The 14,851-nt window shown below is 43.2% G+C and carries 28 protein-coding genes; 26 read left to right on the top strand and 2 right to left on the bottom strand.

The features are described 5' to 3' along the window. Positions 1-13: 13 nt before the first annotated feature. From rplD to rplQ, 26 genes are all read left to right on the top strand, one after another. Positions 14-616, top strand: coding sequence for a 50S ribosomal protein L4 (gene rplD / locus JMV76_RS13330; protein WP_045446611.1), 603 nt, complete (start codon positions 14-16; stop codon positions 614-616). Further along, complete coding sequence (gene rplW, locus JMV76_RS13325; RefSeq protein ID WP_010196677.1) at positions 613-963, top strand: 50S ribosomal protein L23; 351 nt, start codon at positions 613-615, stop codon at positions 961-963. Before rplD ends, rplW begins: the two co-directional genes overlap by 4 nt. Positions 964-974: 11 nt before the next feature. Then, on the top strand, positions 975-1,802 hold the full coding sequence (rplB, locus tag JMV76_RS13320) for a 50S ribosomal protein L2 (RefSeq protein WP_055125272.1): 828 nt from the start codon (positions 975-977) through the stop codon (positions 1,800-1,802). 12 nt (positions 1,803-1,814) lie between these two features. Further along, positions 1,815-2,090, top strand: coding sequence for a 30S ribosomal protein S19 (rpsS, locus tag JMV76_RS13315; RefSeq protein WP_010196682.1), 276 nt, complete (start codon positions 1,815-1,817; stop codon positions 2,088-2,090). A gap of 10 nt (positions 2,091-2,100) precedes the next feature. After that, the gene (gene rplV, locus JMV76_RS13310) at positions 2,101-2,430 is read left to right on the top strand and encodes a 50S ribosomal protein L22 (RefSeq protein WP_045446615.1); all 330 of its coding nucleotides are present in this window, start codon (positions 2,101-2,103) and stop codon (positions 2,428-2,430) included. A 3-nt stretch (positions 2,431-2,433) separates the two neighbouring features. Beyond that, complete coding sequence (gene rpsC, locus JMV76_RS13305) at positions 2,434-3,162, top strand: 30S ribosomal protein S3 (protein ID WP_201503013.1); 729 nt, start codon at positions 2,434-2,436, stop codon at positions 3,160-3,162. Positions 3,163-3,165: 3 nt separating this feature from the next. Further along, positions 3,166-3,579 carry a 50S ribosomal protein L16 gene (rplP, locus tag JMV76_RS13300; RefSeq protein WP_055125273.1) on the top strand — a complete coding sequence of 138 codons (414 nt, stop codon included), beginning with the start codon at positions 3,166-3,168 and terminating at the stop codon, positions 3,577-3,579. Beyond that, positions 3,579-3,776, top strand: coding sequence for a 50S ribosomal protein L29 (rpmC, locus tag JMV76_RS13295; RefSeq protein WP_011279794.1), 198 nt, complete (start codon positions 3,579-3,581; stop codon positions 3,774-3,776). The genes rplP and rpmC overlap by 1 nt, the downstream gene beginning before the upstream one ends. Continuing rightward, positions 3,773-4,045 carry a 30S ribosomal protein S17 gene (gene rpsQ / locus JMV76_RS13290; protein ID WP_045446623.1) on the top strand — a complete coding sequence of 91 codons (273 nt, stop codon included), beginning with the start codon at positions 3,773-3,775 and terminating at the stop codon, positions 4,043-4,045. The genes rpmC and rpsQ overlap by 4 nt, the downstream gene beginning before the upstream one ends. Positions 4,046-4,226: 181 nt before the next feature. Then, positions 4,227-4,595, top strand: coding sequence for a 50S ribosomal protein L14 (gene rplN, locus JMV76_RS13285; protein ID WP_010196702.1), 369 nt, complete (start codon positions 4,227-4,229; stop codon positions 4,593-4,595). 8 nt (positions 4,596-4,603) lie between these two features. Beyond that, the gene (gene rplX, locus JMV76_RS13280) at positions 4,604-4,921 is read left to right on the top strand and encodes a 50S ribosomal protein L24 (RefSeq protein WP_201503012.1); all 318 of its coding nucleotides are present in this window, start codon (positions 4,604-4,606) and stop codon (positions 4,919-4,921) included. Positions 4,922-4,942: 21 nt separating this feature from the next. Continuing rightward, on the top strand, positions 4,943-5,479 hold the full coding sequence (rplE, locus tag JMV76_RS13275; RefSeq protein ID WP_011512858.1) for a 50S ribosomal protein L5: 537 nt from the start codon (positions 4,943-4,945) through the stop codon (positions 5,477-5,479). A 12-nt stretch (positions 5,480-5,491) separates the two neighbouring features. After that, positions 5,492-5,797, top strand: a complete 306-nt coding sequence (gene rpsN, locus JMV76_RS13270) for a 30S ribosomal protein S14 (RefSeq protein ID WP_021813378.1) — start codon at positions 5,492-5,494, stop codon at positions 5,795-5,797. 11 nt (positions 5,798-5,808) lie between these two features. Further along, on the top strand, positions 5,809-6,207 hold the full coding sequence (rpsH, locus tag JMV76_RS13265) for a 30S ribosomal protein S8 (protein WP_045446631.1): 399 nt from the start codon (positions 5,809-5,811) through the stop codon (positions 6,205-6,207). Between the two features lie 175 nt (positions 6,208-6,382). After that, positions 6,383-6,916, top strand: coding sequence for a 50S ribosomal protein L6 (gene rplF, locus JMV76_RS13260; RefSeq protein WP_201503011.1), 534 nt, complete (start codon positions 6,383-6,385; stop codon positions 6,914-6,916). Between the two features lie 11 nt (positions 6,917-6,927). Further along, a complete protein-coding gene (gene rplR, locus JMV76_RS13255) occupies positions 6,928-7,278 on the top strand; it encodes a 50S ribosomal protein L18 (protein ID WP_021813381.1) in 351 nt (116 codons plus the stop codon). A gap of 2 nt (positions 7,279-7,280) precedes the next feature. Continuing rightward, entirely contained in the window at positions 7,281-7,796 is a 516-nt protein-coding gene (gene rpsE / locus JMV76_RS13250; RefSeq protein ID WP_010196711.1) for a 30S ribosomal protein S5, read from the top strand. Positions 7,797-7,816: 20 nt separating this feature from the next. Continuing rightward, positions 7,817-7,996 (top strand): 50S ribosomal protein L30, encoded by a 180-nt coding sequence (gene rpmD, locus JMV76_RS13245; RefSeq protein ID WP_010196714.1) that lies wholly within the window; start codon positions 7,817-7,819, stop codon positions 7,994-7,996. Further along, positions 7,996-8,436: a 50S ribosomal protein L15 gene (gene rplO / locus JMV76_RS13240; protein ID WP_045446637.1), complete on the top strand. Its 441-nt coding sequence runs from the start codon at positions 7,996-7,998 to the stop codon at positions 8,434-8,436. Before rpmD ends, rplO begins: the two co-directional genes overlap by 1 nt. Positions 8,437-8,455: 19 nt before the next feature. Beyond that, positions 8,456-9,787, top strand: coding sequence for a preprotein translocase subunit SecY (gene secY, locus JMV76_RS13235; protein ID WP_201503033.1), 1,332 nt, complete (start codon positions 8,456-8,458; stop codon positions 9,785-9,787). 32 nt (positions 9,788-9,819) lie between these two features. Next, positions 9,820-9,936, top strand: coding sequence for a 50S ribosomal protein L36 (gene rpmJ / locus JMV76_RS13230; RefSeq protein WP_010196721.1), 117 nt, complete (start codon positions 9,820-9,822; stop codon positions 9,934-9,936). Positions 9,937-10,199: 263 nt separating this feature from the next. Continuing rightward, entirely contained in the window at positions 10,200-10,556 is a 357-nt protein-coding gene (rpsM, locus tag JMV76_RS13225; protein WP_021813384.1) for a 30S ribosomal protein S13, read from the top strand. 20 nt (positions 10,557-10,576) lie between these two features. Then, the gene (gene rpsK / locus JMV76_RS13220; protein ID WP_045454458.1) at positions 10,577-10,966 is read left to right on the top strand and encodes a 30S ribosomal protein S11; all 390 of its coding nucleotides are present in this window, start codon (positions 10,577-10,579) and stop codon (positions 10,964-10,966) included. A gap of 48 nt (positions 10,967-11,014) precedes the next feature. After that, a complete protein-coding gene (gene rpsD, locus JMV76_RS13215; RefSeq protein ID WP_010196731.1) occupies positions 11,015-11,656 on the top strand; it encodes a 30S ribosomal protein S4 in 642 nt (213 codons plus the stop codon). An 80-nt stretch (positions 11,657-11,736) separates the two neighbouring features. Next, the gene (locus tag JMV76_RS13210) at positions 11,737-12,744 is read left to right on the top strand and encodes a DNA-directed RNA polymerase subunit alpha (protein WP_045446643.1); all 1,008 of its coding nucleotides are present in this window, start codon (positions 11,737-11,739) and stop codon (positions 12,742-12,744) included. Between the two features lie 19 nt (positions 12,745-12,763). Continuing rightward, positions 12,764-13,123 (top strand): 50S ribosomal protein L17, encoded by a 360-nt coding sequence (gene rplQ / locus JMV76_RS13205; RefSeq protein WP_021813387.1) that lies wholly within the window; start codon positions 12,764-12,766, stop codon positions 13,121-13,123. Between the two features lie 78 nt (positions 13,124-13,201). Here rplQ and JMV76_RS13200 read toward each other — a convergent pair whose 3' ends face one another. Beyond that, positions 13,202-13,822 (bottom strand): L-threonylcarbamoyladenylate synthase, encoded by a 621-nt coding sequence (locus JMV76_RS13200; RefSeq protein WP_201503010.1) that lies wholly within the window; start codon positions 13,820-13,822, stop codon positions 13,202-13,204. A gap of 218 nt (positions 13,823-14,040) precedes the next feature. Then, a complete protein-coding gene (locus JMV76_RS13195; RefSeq protein ID WP_201503009.1) occupies positions 14,041-14,790 on the bottom strand; it encodes an elongation factor P hydroxylase in 750 nt (249 codons plus the stop codon). Between the last annotated feature and the right edge of the window lie 61 nt (positions 14,791-14,851).

Below are 14,851 nucleotides of genomic sequence, written 5' to 3'. Positions count from 1 at the left end.
CAAGGGGATTAACGTGGATTTAAAAACAGTTACAGGGGCGGCAGTTGAGCTTTCTGATACGGCTTTCGGTCGTGAATTCAACGAAGCACTAGTGCATCAAGTCGTCACCGCATATCTTGCTGGTGCTCGTCAAGGTACACGCGCTCAAAAAACCCGTGCCGAAGTTTCTGGTGGTGGCATTAAGCCATGGCGCCAAAAAGGTACTGGTCGCGCTCGTGCAGGTTCTATTCGTAGCCCAATCTGGCGTGGGGGCGGTCGTGCATTCGCGGCTAAACCACAAGATTGGTCACAGAAAGTTAACCGTAAAATGTATCGCGGTGCTATGCAGTGTATCTTAGCCGAATTGATTCGCCAAGAGCGTTTGATTTTGGTCGAAGAGCTAAGCGTTTCTGGACCTAAGACTAAAGAGTTGATTGCAAAGTTAGGTGAGTTAAATGCATCACGTGCATTAATCGTCACTAAAGAAGTTGACGAAAACTTATACTTAGCTGCTCGCAACATTCCACATGTCAATGTACTTGATACAAGTGAAGTGGATCCAGTGAGCTTGATCGCTTTTGATAAAGTGATCATGACAGTCGAAGCTGCGAAACAATTTGAGGAAGCACTAGCATGAATAACGCAAGACTTTATCAGATCCTAAGAGGACCTGTATTCTCAGAGAAATCTCAAATGCTTGGCGACTCACTTGGTGTGCAGGTATTTAAAATTGACTCTAACGCTACTAAGCTTGAAGTCAAAAAAGCGGTTGAGATGATGTTTGAAGGTGTTGAAGTTTTAAAAGTAAACACTTTGAATGTTAAAGGTAAGACAAAGCGTTTTGGTAAAAGTATCGGCCGTCGTAATGACTACAAAAAAGCCTACGTTACCTTAAAAGCTGGTCAAGATGTACAAATGGCTGATGCTGGTGAAGAGGTCGCGAATACGACTGCTTCTACTAGTGAAACAGCGAACAACGAATAAGGATTACACTCATGCCTATCGTAAAAGCAAAGCCAACATCACCAGGCCGTCGTTTTGTTGAAAAAGTGGTGCATCCACACCTTTATAAAGGTCGTCCGTTTGCAGCGCTTCTCGAATCAAAAAGTAAAACTGGTGGTCGTAACAATAATGGTCGCATAACGACTCGTCATATTGGCGGTGGTCATAAGCAGCATTATCGTATTATCGATTTCAAACGTACTAAAGACAATATCCCAGCCACGGTAGAGCGTATTGAATACGATCCTAACCGTACTGCGCACATTGCTTTACTTAAGTACGCTGATGGCGAACGCCGCTATATCATTGCTGCTAAAAAACAAGCAGTTGGCGATACAGTAATGTCAGGTGAGCTATCACCAATTCGTCCAGGTAACTGTTTACCGCTGAAAAACATCCCATTGGGTACTGTGATCCATAATATCGAACTTAAAATCGGTAAAGGCGCACAGATGGCTCGTTCTGCGGGTGCTAGCGTTCAGTTGTTAGGTCGTGAAGGTATTTATGCTATTCTACGTATGCGCTCTGGCGAAACTCGCCGTGTACACGTGAACTGCCGTGCCGTTATTGGTGAAGTTTCTAACACTGAAAACAACTTGAAATCACTTGGTAAAGCCGGTGCTTCACGTTGGCGTGGTGTTCGTCCTTCTGTTCGTGGTGTTGCTATGAACCCGGTTGATCACCCACATGGTGGTGGTGAAGGTCGTAATAAAGGTCGCCATCCAACCAGCCCTTGGGGTCAGAAGTCTAAAGGACTTAAAACGCGTAGTAATAAGCGTACTGACAATATGATCATCCGCCGTCGCGCCAAGAAGAAATAAAGGAAGAATTTCATGCCTCGTTCATTGAAAAAAGGTCCATTCATAGACGCGCATTTGTTTGCCAAAGTTGAGAATGCATTAGACACCAACTCACGCAAGCCAATTAAGACTTGGTCGCGCCGCTCGATGATCCTACCACAAATGGTTGGCTTAACCTTGTCTGTTCACAATGGCCGTACTCATGTACCGGTTATCGTGAGTGAACAGATGGTTGGTCATAAACTAGGTGAATTTGCCCCGACTCGTACGTATCGTGGTCATGGCATTGACAAAAAAGCTAAGAGATAAGGTGCTTACCATGGAAGTAACTGCAAAATTACGCGGTGCCGCCATATCGGCACAAAAAGTTAGACTCGTTGCCGATGAAGTTCGTGGCAAATCTATCGAGCGTGCTTTGGATATCCTAACGTATAGTAATAAAAAAGGCGCTGTATTTGTTAAGAAATGTCTTAACTCAGCCATCGCCAATGCCGAACATAACAACGGTCTAGATATTGATACCCTTAAAGTATCAACCATCTACGTTGATGAAGGCATTACGCTAAAACGTATCCTACCACGTGCTAAAGGTCGCGCTGATCGTATCAGTAAGCGTACCTGTCACATCACTATAAAGGTAGGAGAATAAGTTATGGGTCAAAAAGTACATCCAATCGGAATTCGTCTTGGTGTTGTAAAGAAGCATAACGCAAACTGGTATGCTAACCCTAAACAATACTCAGAATACCTAATCAACGACATTCAAGTTCGTGAATATCTGCGCAAAAAGCTTGATAGTGCTATGATTAGCAAAATCATGATTGAGCGTCCTACCGGTGCTGCTAAGATTACCATCGCCACTGCGCGTCCTGGTATTGTTATCGGTAAGAAAGGCGAAGACATTGAAAGACTTCAAAAAGAATTGACCAAAATTATGGGCGTACCTGCTCAGGTCGACATTGAAGAAATCACCTCGCCTGATCTTGATGCTCATTTAGTAGCGGAAGGTATCGCAAGTCAGCTTGAGCGTCGTGTTATGTTCCGCCGTGCTATGAAGCGCGCCGTACAGAACAGCATGCGTTCTGGTGCTAAAGGTATTAAAGTTGAGCTGTCTGGCCGTCTTGGCGGTGCTGAGATTGCTCGTACTGAATGGTACCGTGAAGGTCGTGTGCCATTGCATACACTACGCGCTGATATCGACTATTCGTCAGTACGTGCGGAAACTACTTACGGCACCATCGGTGTAAAAGTTTGGATCTTCCGTGGCGAAATCCTTGACGGTATGAACAGTGTATACAATCCCGTTAAAGAAGAGCAGACTCGTGCGCCAAAACGCCGTGGTCGTGGAAACGGAAATCGTCGAAACACAGACAGAGGTTAAACTATGTTACAGCCAAAACGTACCAAGTTTCGTAAAATGCACAAAGGTCGTAACACTGGGCTAGCTCATCGTGGAAGCACCGTTGCATTCGGACAAATTGGTCTAAAATCGTTGACTCGTGGTCGTATGACTGCCCGTCAAATTGAAGCAGCACGTCGTACCATCACTCGTAAAATTAAGCGTGGTGGTAAGATTTGGATTCGTGTATTCCCAGACAAACCAATTACCAATAAACCACTAGAAGTACGTATGGGTAAAGGTAAAGGTCCTGTAGAATATTGGGTATGCGAAATCAAACCTGGTAAAGTGCTATATGAACTCGAAGGGGTTTCAGAAGAACTTGCTCGCGAAGCGTTCACGCTTGCTGCAGCAAAACTGCCCTTTAAAACTACCATTGTTAAGCGGACGATAATGTAATGAAGATCAGTGAATTACGTGATAAATCATTAGAAGAACTGACTCAGTTACTTGATGAAAAGCAACTTGATGCTTTCCGTATTCGTATGGCTAAAGCAACTGGTCAGTTGGGTAATACCCATGAAGTACGTGTTAATCGTCGTGCGATTGCTCAGCTTCAGACTTTGATTAACGAGAAACAACGAGGCGACTCATGAGCGATAACAATCAAACAGCTAATGCTAGCGTATTGACAGGACGAGTTGTCAGTGACAAGATGGACAAGTCCATCACAGTTTTGATTGAGCGTCTGGTTCGTCATCCTTTGTATGGCAAGCAGCTTCGTCGTTCTACAAAAATCAAAGCCCATGATGAGAATAATGTTTGCCAACAAGGCGACCTTGTCCGCATCAAAGAAACGCGTCCAATCTCTAAAACCAAGTCTTGGACTTTGGTTGAAGTGGTTGAAAAAGTAGAAAAAATCTAAGTAAATTGCATTAAAAGCCAGAAGCTGTTAAAATAGCCGCCTTTTTAAGGATGCTGATTGCGCCGAGCGTATATCACTCACATTAAGAGTAGCAGCGGTTATTATTATTAAAATGCCGACTACTCATACTGTGCTAGCGGCAGCAACTGGTTTTTATTGCTCATACGTGTGGAGTAACGCTATGATTCAGGTTGAATCGATGCTGGAAGTTGCAGATAATAGCGGTGCAAGACGAGTTCAGTGCATTAAAGTACTGGGTGGCTCTCATCGTCGTTATGCATCAGTTGGCGACATTATTAAAGTAACGGTTAAAGAAGCCATTCCTCGCGGTCGTGTTAAAAAAGGCGACGTGATGAATGCTGTAGTTGTACGCACCAAAAAAGGCGTTCGTCGTCCTGATGGTTCTGTTCTGCGTTTTGACGACAATGCTGCGGTATTGTTGAACCAAAATAAAGCACCGATTGCAACTCGTATTTTTGGACCGGTAACTCGTGAACTACGTGGTGATCAGTTTATGAAAATTGTATCACTAGCACCAGAAGTATTGTGAGGTAATCCATGTCAAAATTACGTAAAGGCGATACAGTTATCGTGATTGCTGGGAAATACAAAGGCAAGCAAGGTACTGTACAAGCTGTAAAAAATGATCGTATTAAAGTTGAAGGCATTAATATTGTCACTAAACATCAGAAGCCAAATCAGGCAACTGGCGTTGAAGGTGGCATTCTTAAGAAAGAAGCTTTTCTACATATCTCAAATGTCGCAATATTAAATGCGCAAACCCAAAAAGCTGATCGTATTACTTATCAGTTCGGCGAAGACGGCAAGAAACAACGCGTCTATCGTTCGAACGGTGAAGTAGTGGCGACTGCGTAAGACACTAAGGGTGTAATGGTAATGGCAAGATTAAAATCTTTATATAACGAAGAATTAAAGCAGCAAATCAAAGAAGAGCTTGGTTTGGCTAATGTGATGCAAGTGCCTAAAATCACTAAAATCACACTTAACATGGGTGTAGGCGGCGCGTCTCAAGACAAGAAATTGCTTGAAGGTGCAGTAGCTGACATGACCGCTATCGCTGGTCAAAAACCTGTCGTCACCAAAGCGCGTAAATCAGTTGCTGGCTTTAAAATTCGTGAAGAATGGCCAATTGGCTGCAAAGTAACGCTACGCGGTGAGCAAATGTACGAATTTTTAGATCGTCTCATTGCCATTGCAATTCCTCGTATTCGTGATTTCCGCGGTTTTTCACCTAAAGCCTTTGACGGACGTGGTAACTACTCATTGGGTATCAAAGAACAGATCGTATTCCCAGAAGTAGATTTTGACAAGATTGATCGTATCCGCGGTATGGATGTGACAATCACCACGTCAGCTCAATCTGATGAAGAAGGTCGCGCGTTGCTTAAAGCATTCGGCTTCCCATTTAAATAAGGTAAAGACGTTATGGCAAAGAAGAGCATGATTAACCGCGAATTAAAGCGCGAAAAAATGGTTGCTAAGTACGCTGATAAGCGTATCAAGCTAAAAGAAACTATCAGTGATATGACTGCAAGTGACGAAACTCGTATGGAAGCGATGCTAGAGCTACAAGCTCTTCCACGCAATTCATCGCCAGTACGTCTGCGCAATCGTTGTGCTATCACCGGTCGTCCTCACGGTTACTTCCGCAAGTTTGGCTTATCACGCAATATGCTGCGTGAGCGTGTCATGCAAGGCGATGTGCCTGGTGTTCGTAAAGCAAGCTGGTAAGGGGTAACTATATGAGTATGCAAGATACCGTTGGGGATATGCTAACCCGTATTCGTAACGCACAAATGGCTAACAAAGTATCGGTAGCAATGCCGAGCTCTAAATTACGTAAATCAATTGCTGATTTGCTAGTTAGCGAAGGTTATGTGGCGAGCGCTGTTGTTACTGAAGAAGCAAACAATAAAGCAACCCTATCTATCGAATTGAAATACTTCGAAGGCCGCGCTGTCATCGAAACGATTCAACGTTTTAGCCGTCCTGGTTTACGCCAGTTCCGCGGTAAAGACGCTATCCCTACTGTTAAGCAAGGTATGGGTGTTGCTATCGTATCAACTAGCCAAGGCATCATGAGTGATCGTGCTGCACGCGCTGCTGGTATCGGTGGTGAAATCGTCGCATTTGTAGCGTAAGCTACACGACGATAAAGTCTATTTGATGATTGTTAGACTTCTATTGATTGAGTAATAATGAATTATTTCAAATTGATAGGTGTCTAACGCAGTCAACTATGCTAAACTAACACGCTTTTTAGCCTGTTAGTTTTTTCGCTAATATAAAGAAGTTAATTTTTTAAGGAATATTCCTATGTCTTGTGTGGCTAAAGCCCCAGTGACACTGCCAAACGGCGTAAGTGTTACTTTGAACGATCGGCAGGTCGTAGTGAAAGGCAAGAACGGCATTTTGTCTTTACGCCTGCATGAATTGGTCGAGCTGAAACAGGAAGATGATGCGATCATTTTCTCACCTACAGTCGATTCAAAAGAAGCTATGATGCACACTGGTACCATGCGCGCTCTTGTTAACAACTATGTTAAAGGCGTGAATGAAGGCTTTGAAAAGCGTCTTCAGTTAATTGGTGTTGGTTATCGCGCACAAGTTGCTGGTAACAAGGTAACTTTGAACGTTGGTTACTCTCATCCAGTAGAATATACGTTGCCTGAAGGTGTGTCAGCTGAAACCCCAACGCAAACTGAAATTGTTTTGAAATCAAACAATAAACAGCAGCTTGGTCAAGCAGCGGCTAATATCCGCGGTTTCCGCCCACCTGAGCCTTATAAAGGTAAAGGTATTCGTTATAGTGACGAGCATGTGATTCGCAAAGAAGCCAAGAAAAAATAAGGTGAGTTGAAATGTTTGATAAAAAAGCAGCTCGTCTGCGTCGAGCTAAGAAAACCCGCGCGCATATCCGTTTCTTAGGCGTTCATCGCTTAACGGTTACTCGCACGCCAAAACATATTTATGCCCAGATTATCTCTCCTACCGGTGGTGAAGTGATTGCTCAGGCATCTACCTTAGACGGCAGCTTGCGCTCAGGCGCGACTGGCAATGCTGATGCAGCAACGTCTGTGGGCCAAATGATCGCAGAACGCGCAAAAGCAGCTGGTATCACGAAAGTTGCCTTTGACCGTAGTGGTTTTAAATATCATGGTCGAGTTAAAGCTTTAGCTGAAGCAGCTCGCGAAAACGGATTGGAGTTTTAATCATGGCTAGAAATGATAAAAATGATAAAAATGAACAGACTGACGGTCTAGTAGAACGCTTAGTTACCGTTGATCGCGTTGCAAAAGTTGTTAAAGGTGGTCGTATTTTTTCTTTCACTGCGTTGACCGTAGTGGGCGATGGCAATGGTCGTGTTGGTTTTGGTCGCGGTAAAGCACGTGAAGTGCCAGCTGCTATCCAAAAAGCACTAGAAGCTGCCAAACGTAATATGATTACTGTTGAGCTTAATGATGCAACTTTGTATCATCCGATCAAAGCACGTCATGGTGCTAGTAAAGTTTATATGCAGCCTGCATCTGAAGGTACTGGCGTAATCGCTGGTGGCGCAATGCGTGCTGTATTAGAAGTTGCTGGTGTCAAAGATGTTTTGACTAAATGTTATGGTTCTACCAATACTGCTAACGTTGTTCGCGCAACGTTTAACGGTTTACGTGATATGTCAACTCCAGAGAAGATGGCAGCAAAACGTGGTAAATCTGTAGACGAAATCTTGGGTTAACTTAGACTAGGTGAGTTACGATGAAAAAAATGAAAGTCACTCAATTTAAATCGGGTGCCCATCGCCTAAAGAGCCACAAAGCGAGCTTGAAAGGATTGGGTTTACGCCGTATTAATCATACTGTTGAAGTAGAAGATACACCTTCAACACGTGGTATGGTCAATCGCGTTAACTACATGGTAAAAGTGGAGGAAGCGTAATGGGTCTTAGATTAAATGAATTATCACCAGGTGTTGGCGCAAAGAAAACTGCCCAACGTCGTGGTCGTGGTATCGGTTCAGGTCTTGGTAAGACTGGTGGTCGTGGTGTAAAAGGTCAGAAATCTCGTTCAGGTTCTAGCATACGCTCAGGATTTGAAGGTGGACAAATGCCTTTATATCGTCGTCTACCTAAATTTGGTTTTACCAGTAAAATGGCAATGAAGACGGCTGAAGTACGTCTTTCTGAACTAAATAAAATTGATGGCGATGTGGTTAGCCTTGAAACACTTAAAGCTGCTAACCTAATCCGTCACGACATGAAGCGTGCCCGTATTATGTTGTCAGGCGAAGTCACTAAAGCTTATACCTTTAAAGGTATCAAAGTGACTAAGGGCGCTAAGCTAGCAATCGAAGCTGCTGGTGGTAGCATCGAGGAGTAGTAACGTGTCAAAACAATCAATGTCATCGACTGGTATACCGCTCAATCCATTTGCATTCATACGCAAGTATGATGAATTATGGACGCGTTTATTATTCTTAATCGGCGCATTGGTTGTTTATCGTTTAGGGTCACATATTCCAGTACCGGGTATCAATCCGGTCAACTTGGCTGATCTGTTTTCGCGCAACGAAAACACCATTTTGAGTATGTTTAACATGTTCTCAGGTGGTGCACTAGAGCGTATGTCTATTATGGCGCTCGGCATTATGCCGTATATTTCAGCATCGATTATTGTACAGATGATGTCTGCAGTATTACCATCGCTTGAAGCCCTCAAAAAAGAAGGCGAAGCGGGACGACGCAAGCTAAACAAGTACACCCGTCAAGGGACACTTGCTTTAGCCCTAGTACAGTCATTAGGAATGTGTGCTGGCTTAATCAGTCAAAATCTTACTTTATCTTCTGGTCTGACCTTCTATATTCCAGCGGTTACCTCATTGGTAGCGGGCGCTATGTTCTTGATGTGGCTTGGTGAGCAGATTACAGAGCGCGGCGTAGGTAATGGTATCTCAATGCTCATTTTTGCGAGTATTGTGGCTGGTACGCCAGGTATGATTTCGCAGTCTATCGAACAGGTCAATCAAGGGCAAATGAACTTGATTGTACTGTTTATTTTTGTGCTACTAGGCATCGCGGTTACTGCTGGTATCGTTTATATTGAACGTGCTCAGCGCCGTGTTCCAGTGAACTATGCACAGAAGCAGCAACAAGGTCGCAAAATATATGCTCAGCAGCAGTCACATTTGCCGCTGAAGCTTAATATGGCAGGGGTTATCCCAGCCATTTTTGCTAGCTCGTTGTTGTTGTTTCCAGCAAGTTTAGGGCAGTGGGTCGGTCAATCAACTGATCCTACCCTTGCACAAAAGATACTACAGAATATGGCATTGGTGTTGTCTCCAGGACAGCCGCTATATTTGGTTCTGTTTGGCGCGATGATTATTTTCTTCTGTTACTTCTATACGGCATTGGTATTTAGTCCACGTGAAGTAGCTGAAAACCTTAAACGTAGTGGTGCGTATATCCCAGGTATTCGCCCCGGACAACAAACTCAGCGTTACCTAGATCATGTATTAAACCGACTGACCTTTATTGGCGCGATGTATATGACGGTTATTTGTTTAATGCCAATGGTCGTCCAGTCATCGTTTGGTGTGCCGTTTCAACTCGGTGGTACGTCTTTACTGATTATGGTGGTTGTGGTAATGGACTTCATTTCGCAAATCCAAGCGCATTTGATGACCCATCAATATCATGATCAGACGTTAATTCAATCGCCCACTCAACCTTAAATGAGCGGTACGATATCTCAAAGGAGCATGCTATGAAAGTTCAAGCATCAGTTAAAAAGATTTGTGGTAGCTGTAAAGTTGTGCGCCGTAAAGGCCGTGTACATATCATCTGTACAGCAGAACCTCGCCACAAGCAACGTCAAGGTTAATATTTAGTATTATAAAGTCTTAGACTTTTGTTACTATCTTAATTAGTACTTGAAAAATGACGACGGATGGGATATCATCCGCCACTTGCCGTAGTTTATGCAAAAACTTTTATAAGACCGTCATTTTTCAAGTATGAATAGGCTTGTAACAAAGTCAAAGCAGCGATAATAATTATAAAAGCTTTAGTATTGACAGCAACAAATCTGAAAAATAATGCCTTATTGATAAATAACGCTTATTTTTCTTTAATGGAGAGAAATCAATGGCTCGTATTGCCGGCGTAAACATTCCGGATAATAAGCATGCTGTTATTTCACTAACTTACATCTTTGGTGTAGGTCGTACCACTGCTCAGAAAATCTTAGAAGCAGTTGGCATTGCCCCTACTACTAAAGTTAGTCAGTTAGATGATACACAGTTAGATGCTATCCGTGCACAAGTTGCAAATTACATGACTGAAGGTGATCTTCGTCGTGAAGTGTCAATGAATATTAAGCGTTTAGTTGATCTTGGTTGTTACCGTGGCATCCGTCATCGTCGTAACCTACCAGTTAGAGGTCAGAATACTAAGAACAACGCTCGTACTCGTAAGGGTCCGACACGCCCTCTCAAAAGATAATTAACTTAGGAAGCTAAAAGATGGCTAAAGACACTCGTAGTCGCAAGAAAGTGACTCGTCGTTCAGTATCGGAGGGCATTGCCCATATCCATGCGTCTTTTAATAACACCATTGTTACGATTACCGATCGTCAAGGTAATGCACTGGCTTGGGCCACTTCAGGTGGACAAGGCTTCCGTGGTTCACGTAAATCTACACCATTTGCAGCTCAGGTTGCAGCTGAAGTCGCTGGTAAAGCGGCTCAAGAATATGGTGTTAAGAATATCGACGTTTTGGTCAAAGGACCAGGACCGGGTCGTGAGTCTGCGGTAAGAGCACTAGGTGCATTGGGTTATAAAGTTAACAGCATCTCTGATGTAACCCCAATCCCACACAATGGTTGCCGTGCGCCGAAAAAGCGCCGCGTCTAATATTAAAGACGAAGCTTTTTATCCCAAAAGCTTATAGGAGACATAACAATGGCCCGCTATATTGGACCAAAACTCAAATTATCACGTCGTGAAGGCACGGACTTAGGTCTTAAGTCTGGCGTTAAACCATACGACGTAAAAACGAAAAAAGCTGGTCGTCCACCAGGTCAACACGGTGTAAGCCGTAACAAGACCTCAGAATATGCTTTACAGCTGCGTGAAAAGCAGAAAGTTAAGCGTATCTATGGTGTATTAGAGCGTCAGTTTGCTAATTACTATAAAGAAGCTGCTCGTAAACGCGGTGCTACTGGTGAAAACCTGTTAGCCATGCTTGAGAGCCGTCTAGATAACGTTGTTTATCGCATGGGCTTTGGCTCAACTCGCGCCGAAGCACGTCAGCTAGTCAGTCATCGTACTGTTATGGTAAAAAAAGCTGGCCGTGATGAGTTTGTTCGTGTGAACATTCCATCAATTCAGTTGCAAGATGGTGATGTCATCGCTATCCAAGAGAAGTCTCGCGAGCAATTACGTATTAAAAACGCAATTGAGCTGGCTACCCAACGTGGTATTCCAGAATGGCTAGATGTTGACCACAGCAAATTACAAGGCACGTTTAAACAAGCGCCTGATCGTATTGATCTACCTGCTGAAATCAACGAAAGCTTGATCGTTGAGCTATACTCTAAGTAATGACGTACTGCTCGATGTCGTGAAAACGGCATTGAGCAATCAACGTTAATTAAACCAGTTTAATAAATCGAGGTGACATTATGATGCTAAATGCAACTGAGTTTCTAACGCCGAATGCCATTAATGTGGATACGGTTAATGAAACGATTGCGAAAGTCACGCTCGAACCGTTAGAACGCGGCTTTGGGCATACACTTGGTAATGCCTTACGTCGCATCTTGTTATCTTCATTACCTGGTGCTGCAGTCATTGAAGCTGAGATTGATGGTGTTGACCATGAATACTCAACGCTTGAAGGGCTACAAGAAGATGTACTTGACTTGCTTTTGAACCTAAAAGGCTTGGCTATTACCCTTCATGACCAAAATGAAGTATTTTTGACCTTGGATAAACAAGGTCCAGGCACTATTACTGCTGCAGACATCGCGTTACCGCATAATGTAGACATCGTCAATCCAGAATTGGTGTTGGGTACATTGAGTGATCGTGGTCATCTTAAGATGCGTTTGCGTGTAGTAATGGGTCGTGGATATGAGCCAGCAAACCAGCGCCGTGAAGATGGTGATACTAAAGCAATCGGACGTTTAAAGCTTGATGCAAGTTTTAGTCCTGTGCTTCGTGTTGCTTATCAGGTTGAGAACGCTCGTGTAGAGCAGCGTACTGATCTTGATCGTCTTATCATTGAGCTTGAAACTAATGGCACTATAGATCCAGAAGAAGCAATTCGTAAAGCAGCCACTATTTTACAACAACAGATTTCTATCTTTGTTGACCTAGAAGCTGAAGAAGCGCCTGAGCCTGTGAAAGAGAAAGAAGAGGTTGATCCGGTGCTATTACGCCCTGTGGACGATCTTGAACTAACGGTTCGCTCAGCCAACTGCTTGAAAGCTGAAAACATTTACTATATCGGTGATTTGGTACAACGTTCAGAGACTGAACTTCTAAAAACCCCAAATCTTGGTAAGAAATCATTAACGGAAATCAAAGACGTACTAGCGTCTAAAGATTTAGAGCTCGGTATGCGCCTAGATAACTGGCCACCAGCTGACCTTCGTGTTGATGATCGCTTTTCTTATCGTAGCCGTTAAACTTTAAGGATTTTTGACTATGCGCCATCGTAAGAGTGGAGTCAAGCTGGGTCGTACCGGCAGTCATCGTAAGGCAATGTTTCAGAACATGACTAACTCATTATTTGAGCATGAACTGATCAAAACAACTTTACCAAAAGCAAAAGAGTTACGTCGCGTTGCCGAGCCATTAATCACTATGGCTAAAGAAGACAGCGTTGCTAACCGTCGTTTGGCATTTAGCCGTATGCGTAGCAAAGCTATGGTAGGCAAACTATTTGGCACGTTAGGTCCTCGTTACCAGACCCGTCCAGGTGGATATTTGCGTATCGTAAAATGTGGTTACCGTGATGGTGACAATGCGCCAATGGCATATGTAGAATTGGTTGATCGCGACTAATTTTATAATAAGCAAAAAATGTATATAAAAAAGCTCCAATTGAATTGGAGCTTTTTTTGTGTCTGATACTTGAGTCTATTACCGTAGTAGTGAATCTACATCCGCGGCACCTTGTCTGATAATTCCAGGCTGGCTACCAGTCATATCAACAATCGTAGTGAGCTTAGTGGTTTTTATACCTGCATTTATCAAACCGTCGATTTGATTGCCTAGTAAATCCTCAATCTCAAAGGGATCATCTAGTATGTCATCGCGGTTAGGCAGAATTAATGAACTCGTCAAGATAGGCTCATCCATGGCCTCTAAAAGCGCCTGCGCAATGGGGTTGCTAGGTACTCGAATACCGATGGTTTTTTTCTTCGCATGTGCTAATTTTTTTGGTACGTCTTTTGTGGCGTTGAGGATAAAGGTGATGGGCGCAGGAGTAAGTGCTTTGAGCTGTTTAAATTGTATATTGTCCACTGCAGCATAGTTGGCAATTTCGCTTAAGTCACGGCAAAGCAAGGTAAACTGGTGTTTATCATCAAGTTCACGAATTTGTTTGAGCTTATCGAGTGCATCCTTGGCCCCTAAGCGACAACCAAAAGCATAGCTGGTATCGGTAGGGTAGATAATGAGCTGGTCTTTACGTAACAGATCCGCCACTTGCTCAATCAGACGTGGCTGTGGATTTTCTGGATGAATATAAAATACTTGCATAGCAGTTCCTTATTTTATAGTTATAGGTTTTTAAATGTGAAGTTTTTGACTAAGTAGGACATTTATGGCGCGTATGCTTCTTTCACTAAGTTTACTAAAAAAGCATCACTGCCTTCTTAGTATAGCGCAAAGCCAATATAAGTTTGATTGCAAGCCGTTACTATGCGTAGACAATCGTTAACGCAAAAATGCTGCACCTTTATGCTGATATGCTGCTGTTACTCTGGATCAGCTATAGAGACACTGAGTAAGGCGTGTAATAAAGTCTTAGCATCAGATGGTAATATATTGGGCTTAGCGATGTATTGTTGCACTTGTCGGTAGACGTCATTTGCGAATGTACTATTGCTCGTATCAAAGTCAGCAAACAAATTATCTTGTGACACCTCAAATGATCGTTCGCAAGCGAGAGTAAATAAACATTCTAACGCTTGTGGCTTAATCTCTACGCGCTCAAATGCTTGCTGCTGAGCGGCGGTACGCCCATCTGGTGCGTACCAGTAGCCAAAGTCAGGTAAACGTCTACGAGCCTCTCCAGCCACACACCAATGGCTCAGCTCATGCAATGCGCTAGCAAAAAATCCATGAGCGAATTCAATTCTTGCGGGTTCGTTATTTTGTGCTGGAAAGTACTCTGGTTCTCCTTGTCCACGAACCAATGTAACGTTTTGATGAACGAATAAATTATTGAATAATTGGATGAGCCAATCAGTAGCCGCTTGCTCGTATTTATTAACCAATGATGGAGTGCCATCTAAGCCTTTGATAGTAGCTAACCTTTCTAACCTTTCTAACCTTTGCCATTCACTTTTTACGTTCTCTAAGCACTGATTGTTGTTAAGGTTCCACGAGTCAGTGGAAGAGGCATTCACATTACTGGTTAACGTAGTGAGACGTTGCAATAGTATTTTTGCTTCAAGTGGAGAAAGTAGGTTCGAGAAGTCAGGTTTATCATTAAGCACATTCATAGGTAAAACACTGGTCAAATAAAAGATAAAAAGAAGAATTATCTTTGAATGTAAATAGGAG

This window comes from Psychrobacter cibarius, assembly GCF_904845955.1.
Taxonomy (GTDB): Bacteria; Pseudomonadota; Gammaproteobacteria; order Pseudomonadales; family Moraxellaceae; genus Psychrobacter; species Psychrobacter cibarius_B.
Note: the sequence above shows the minus strand (reverse complement) of the source record. Positions and strands in the feature narration are given on the sequence as shown.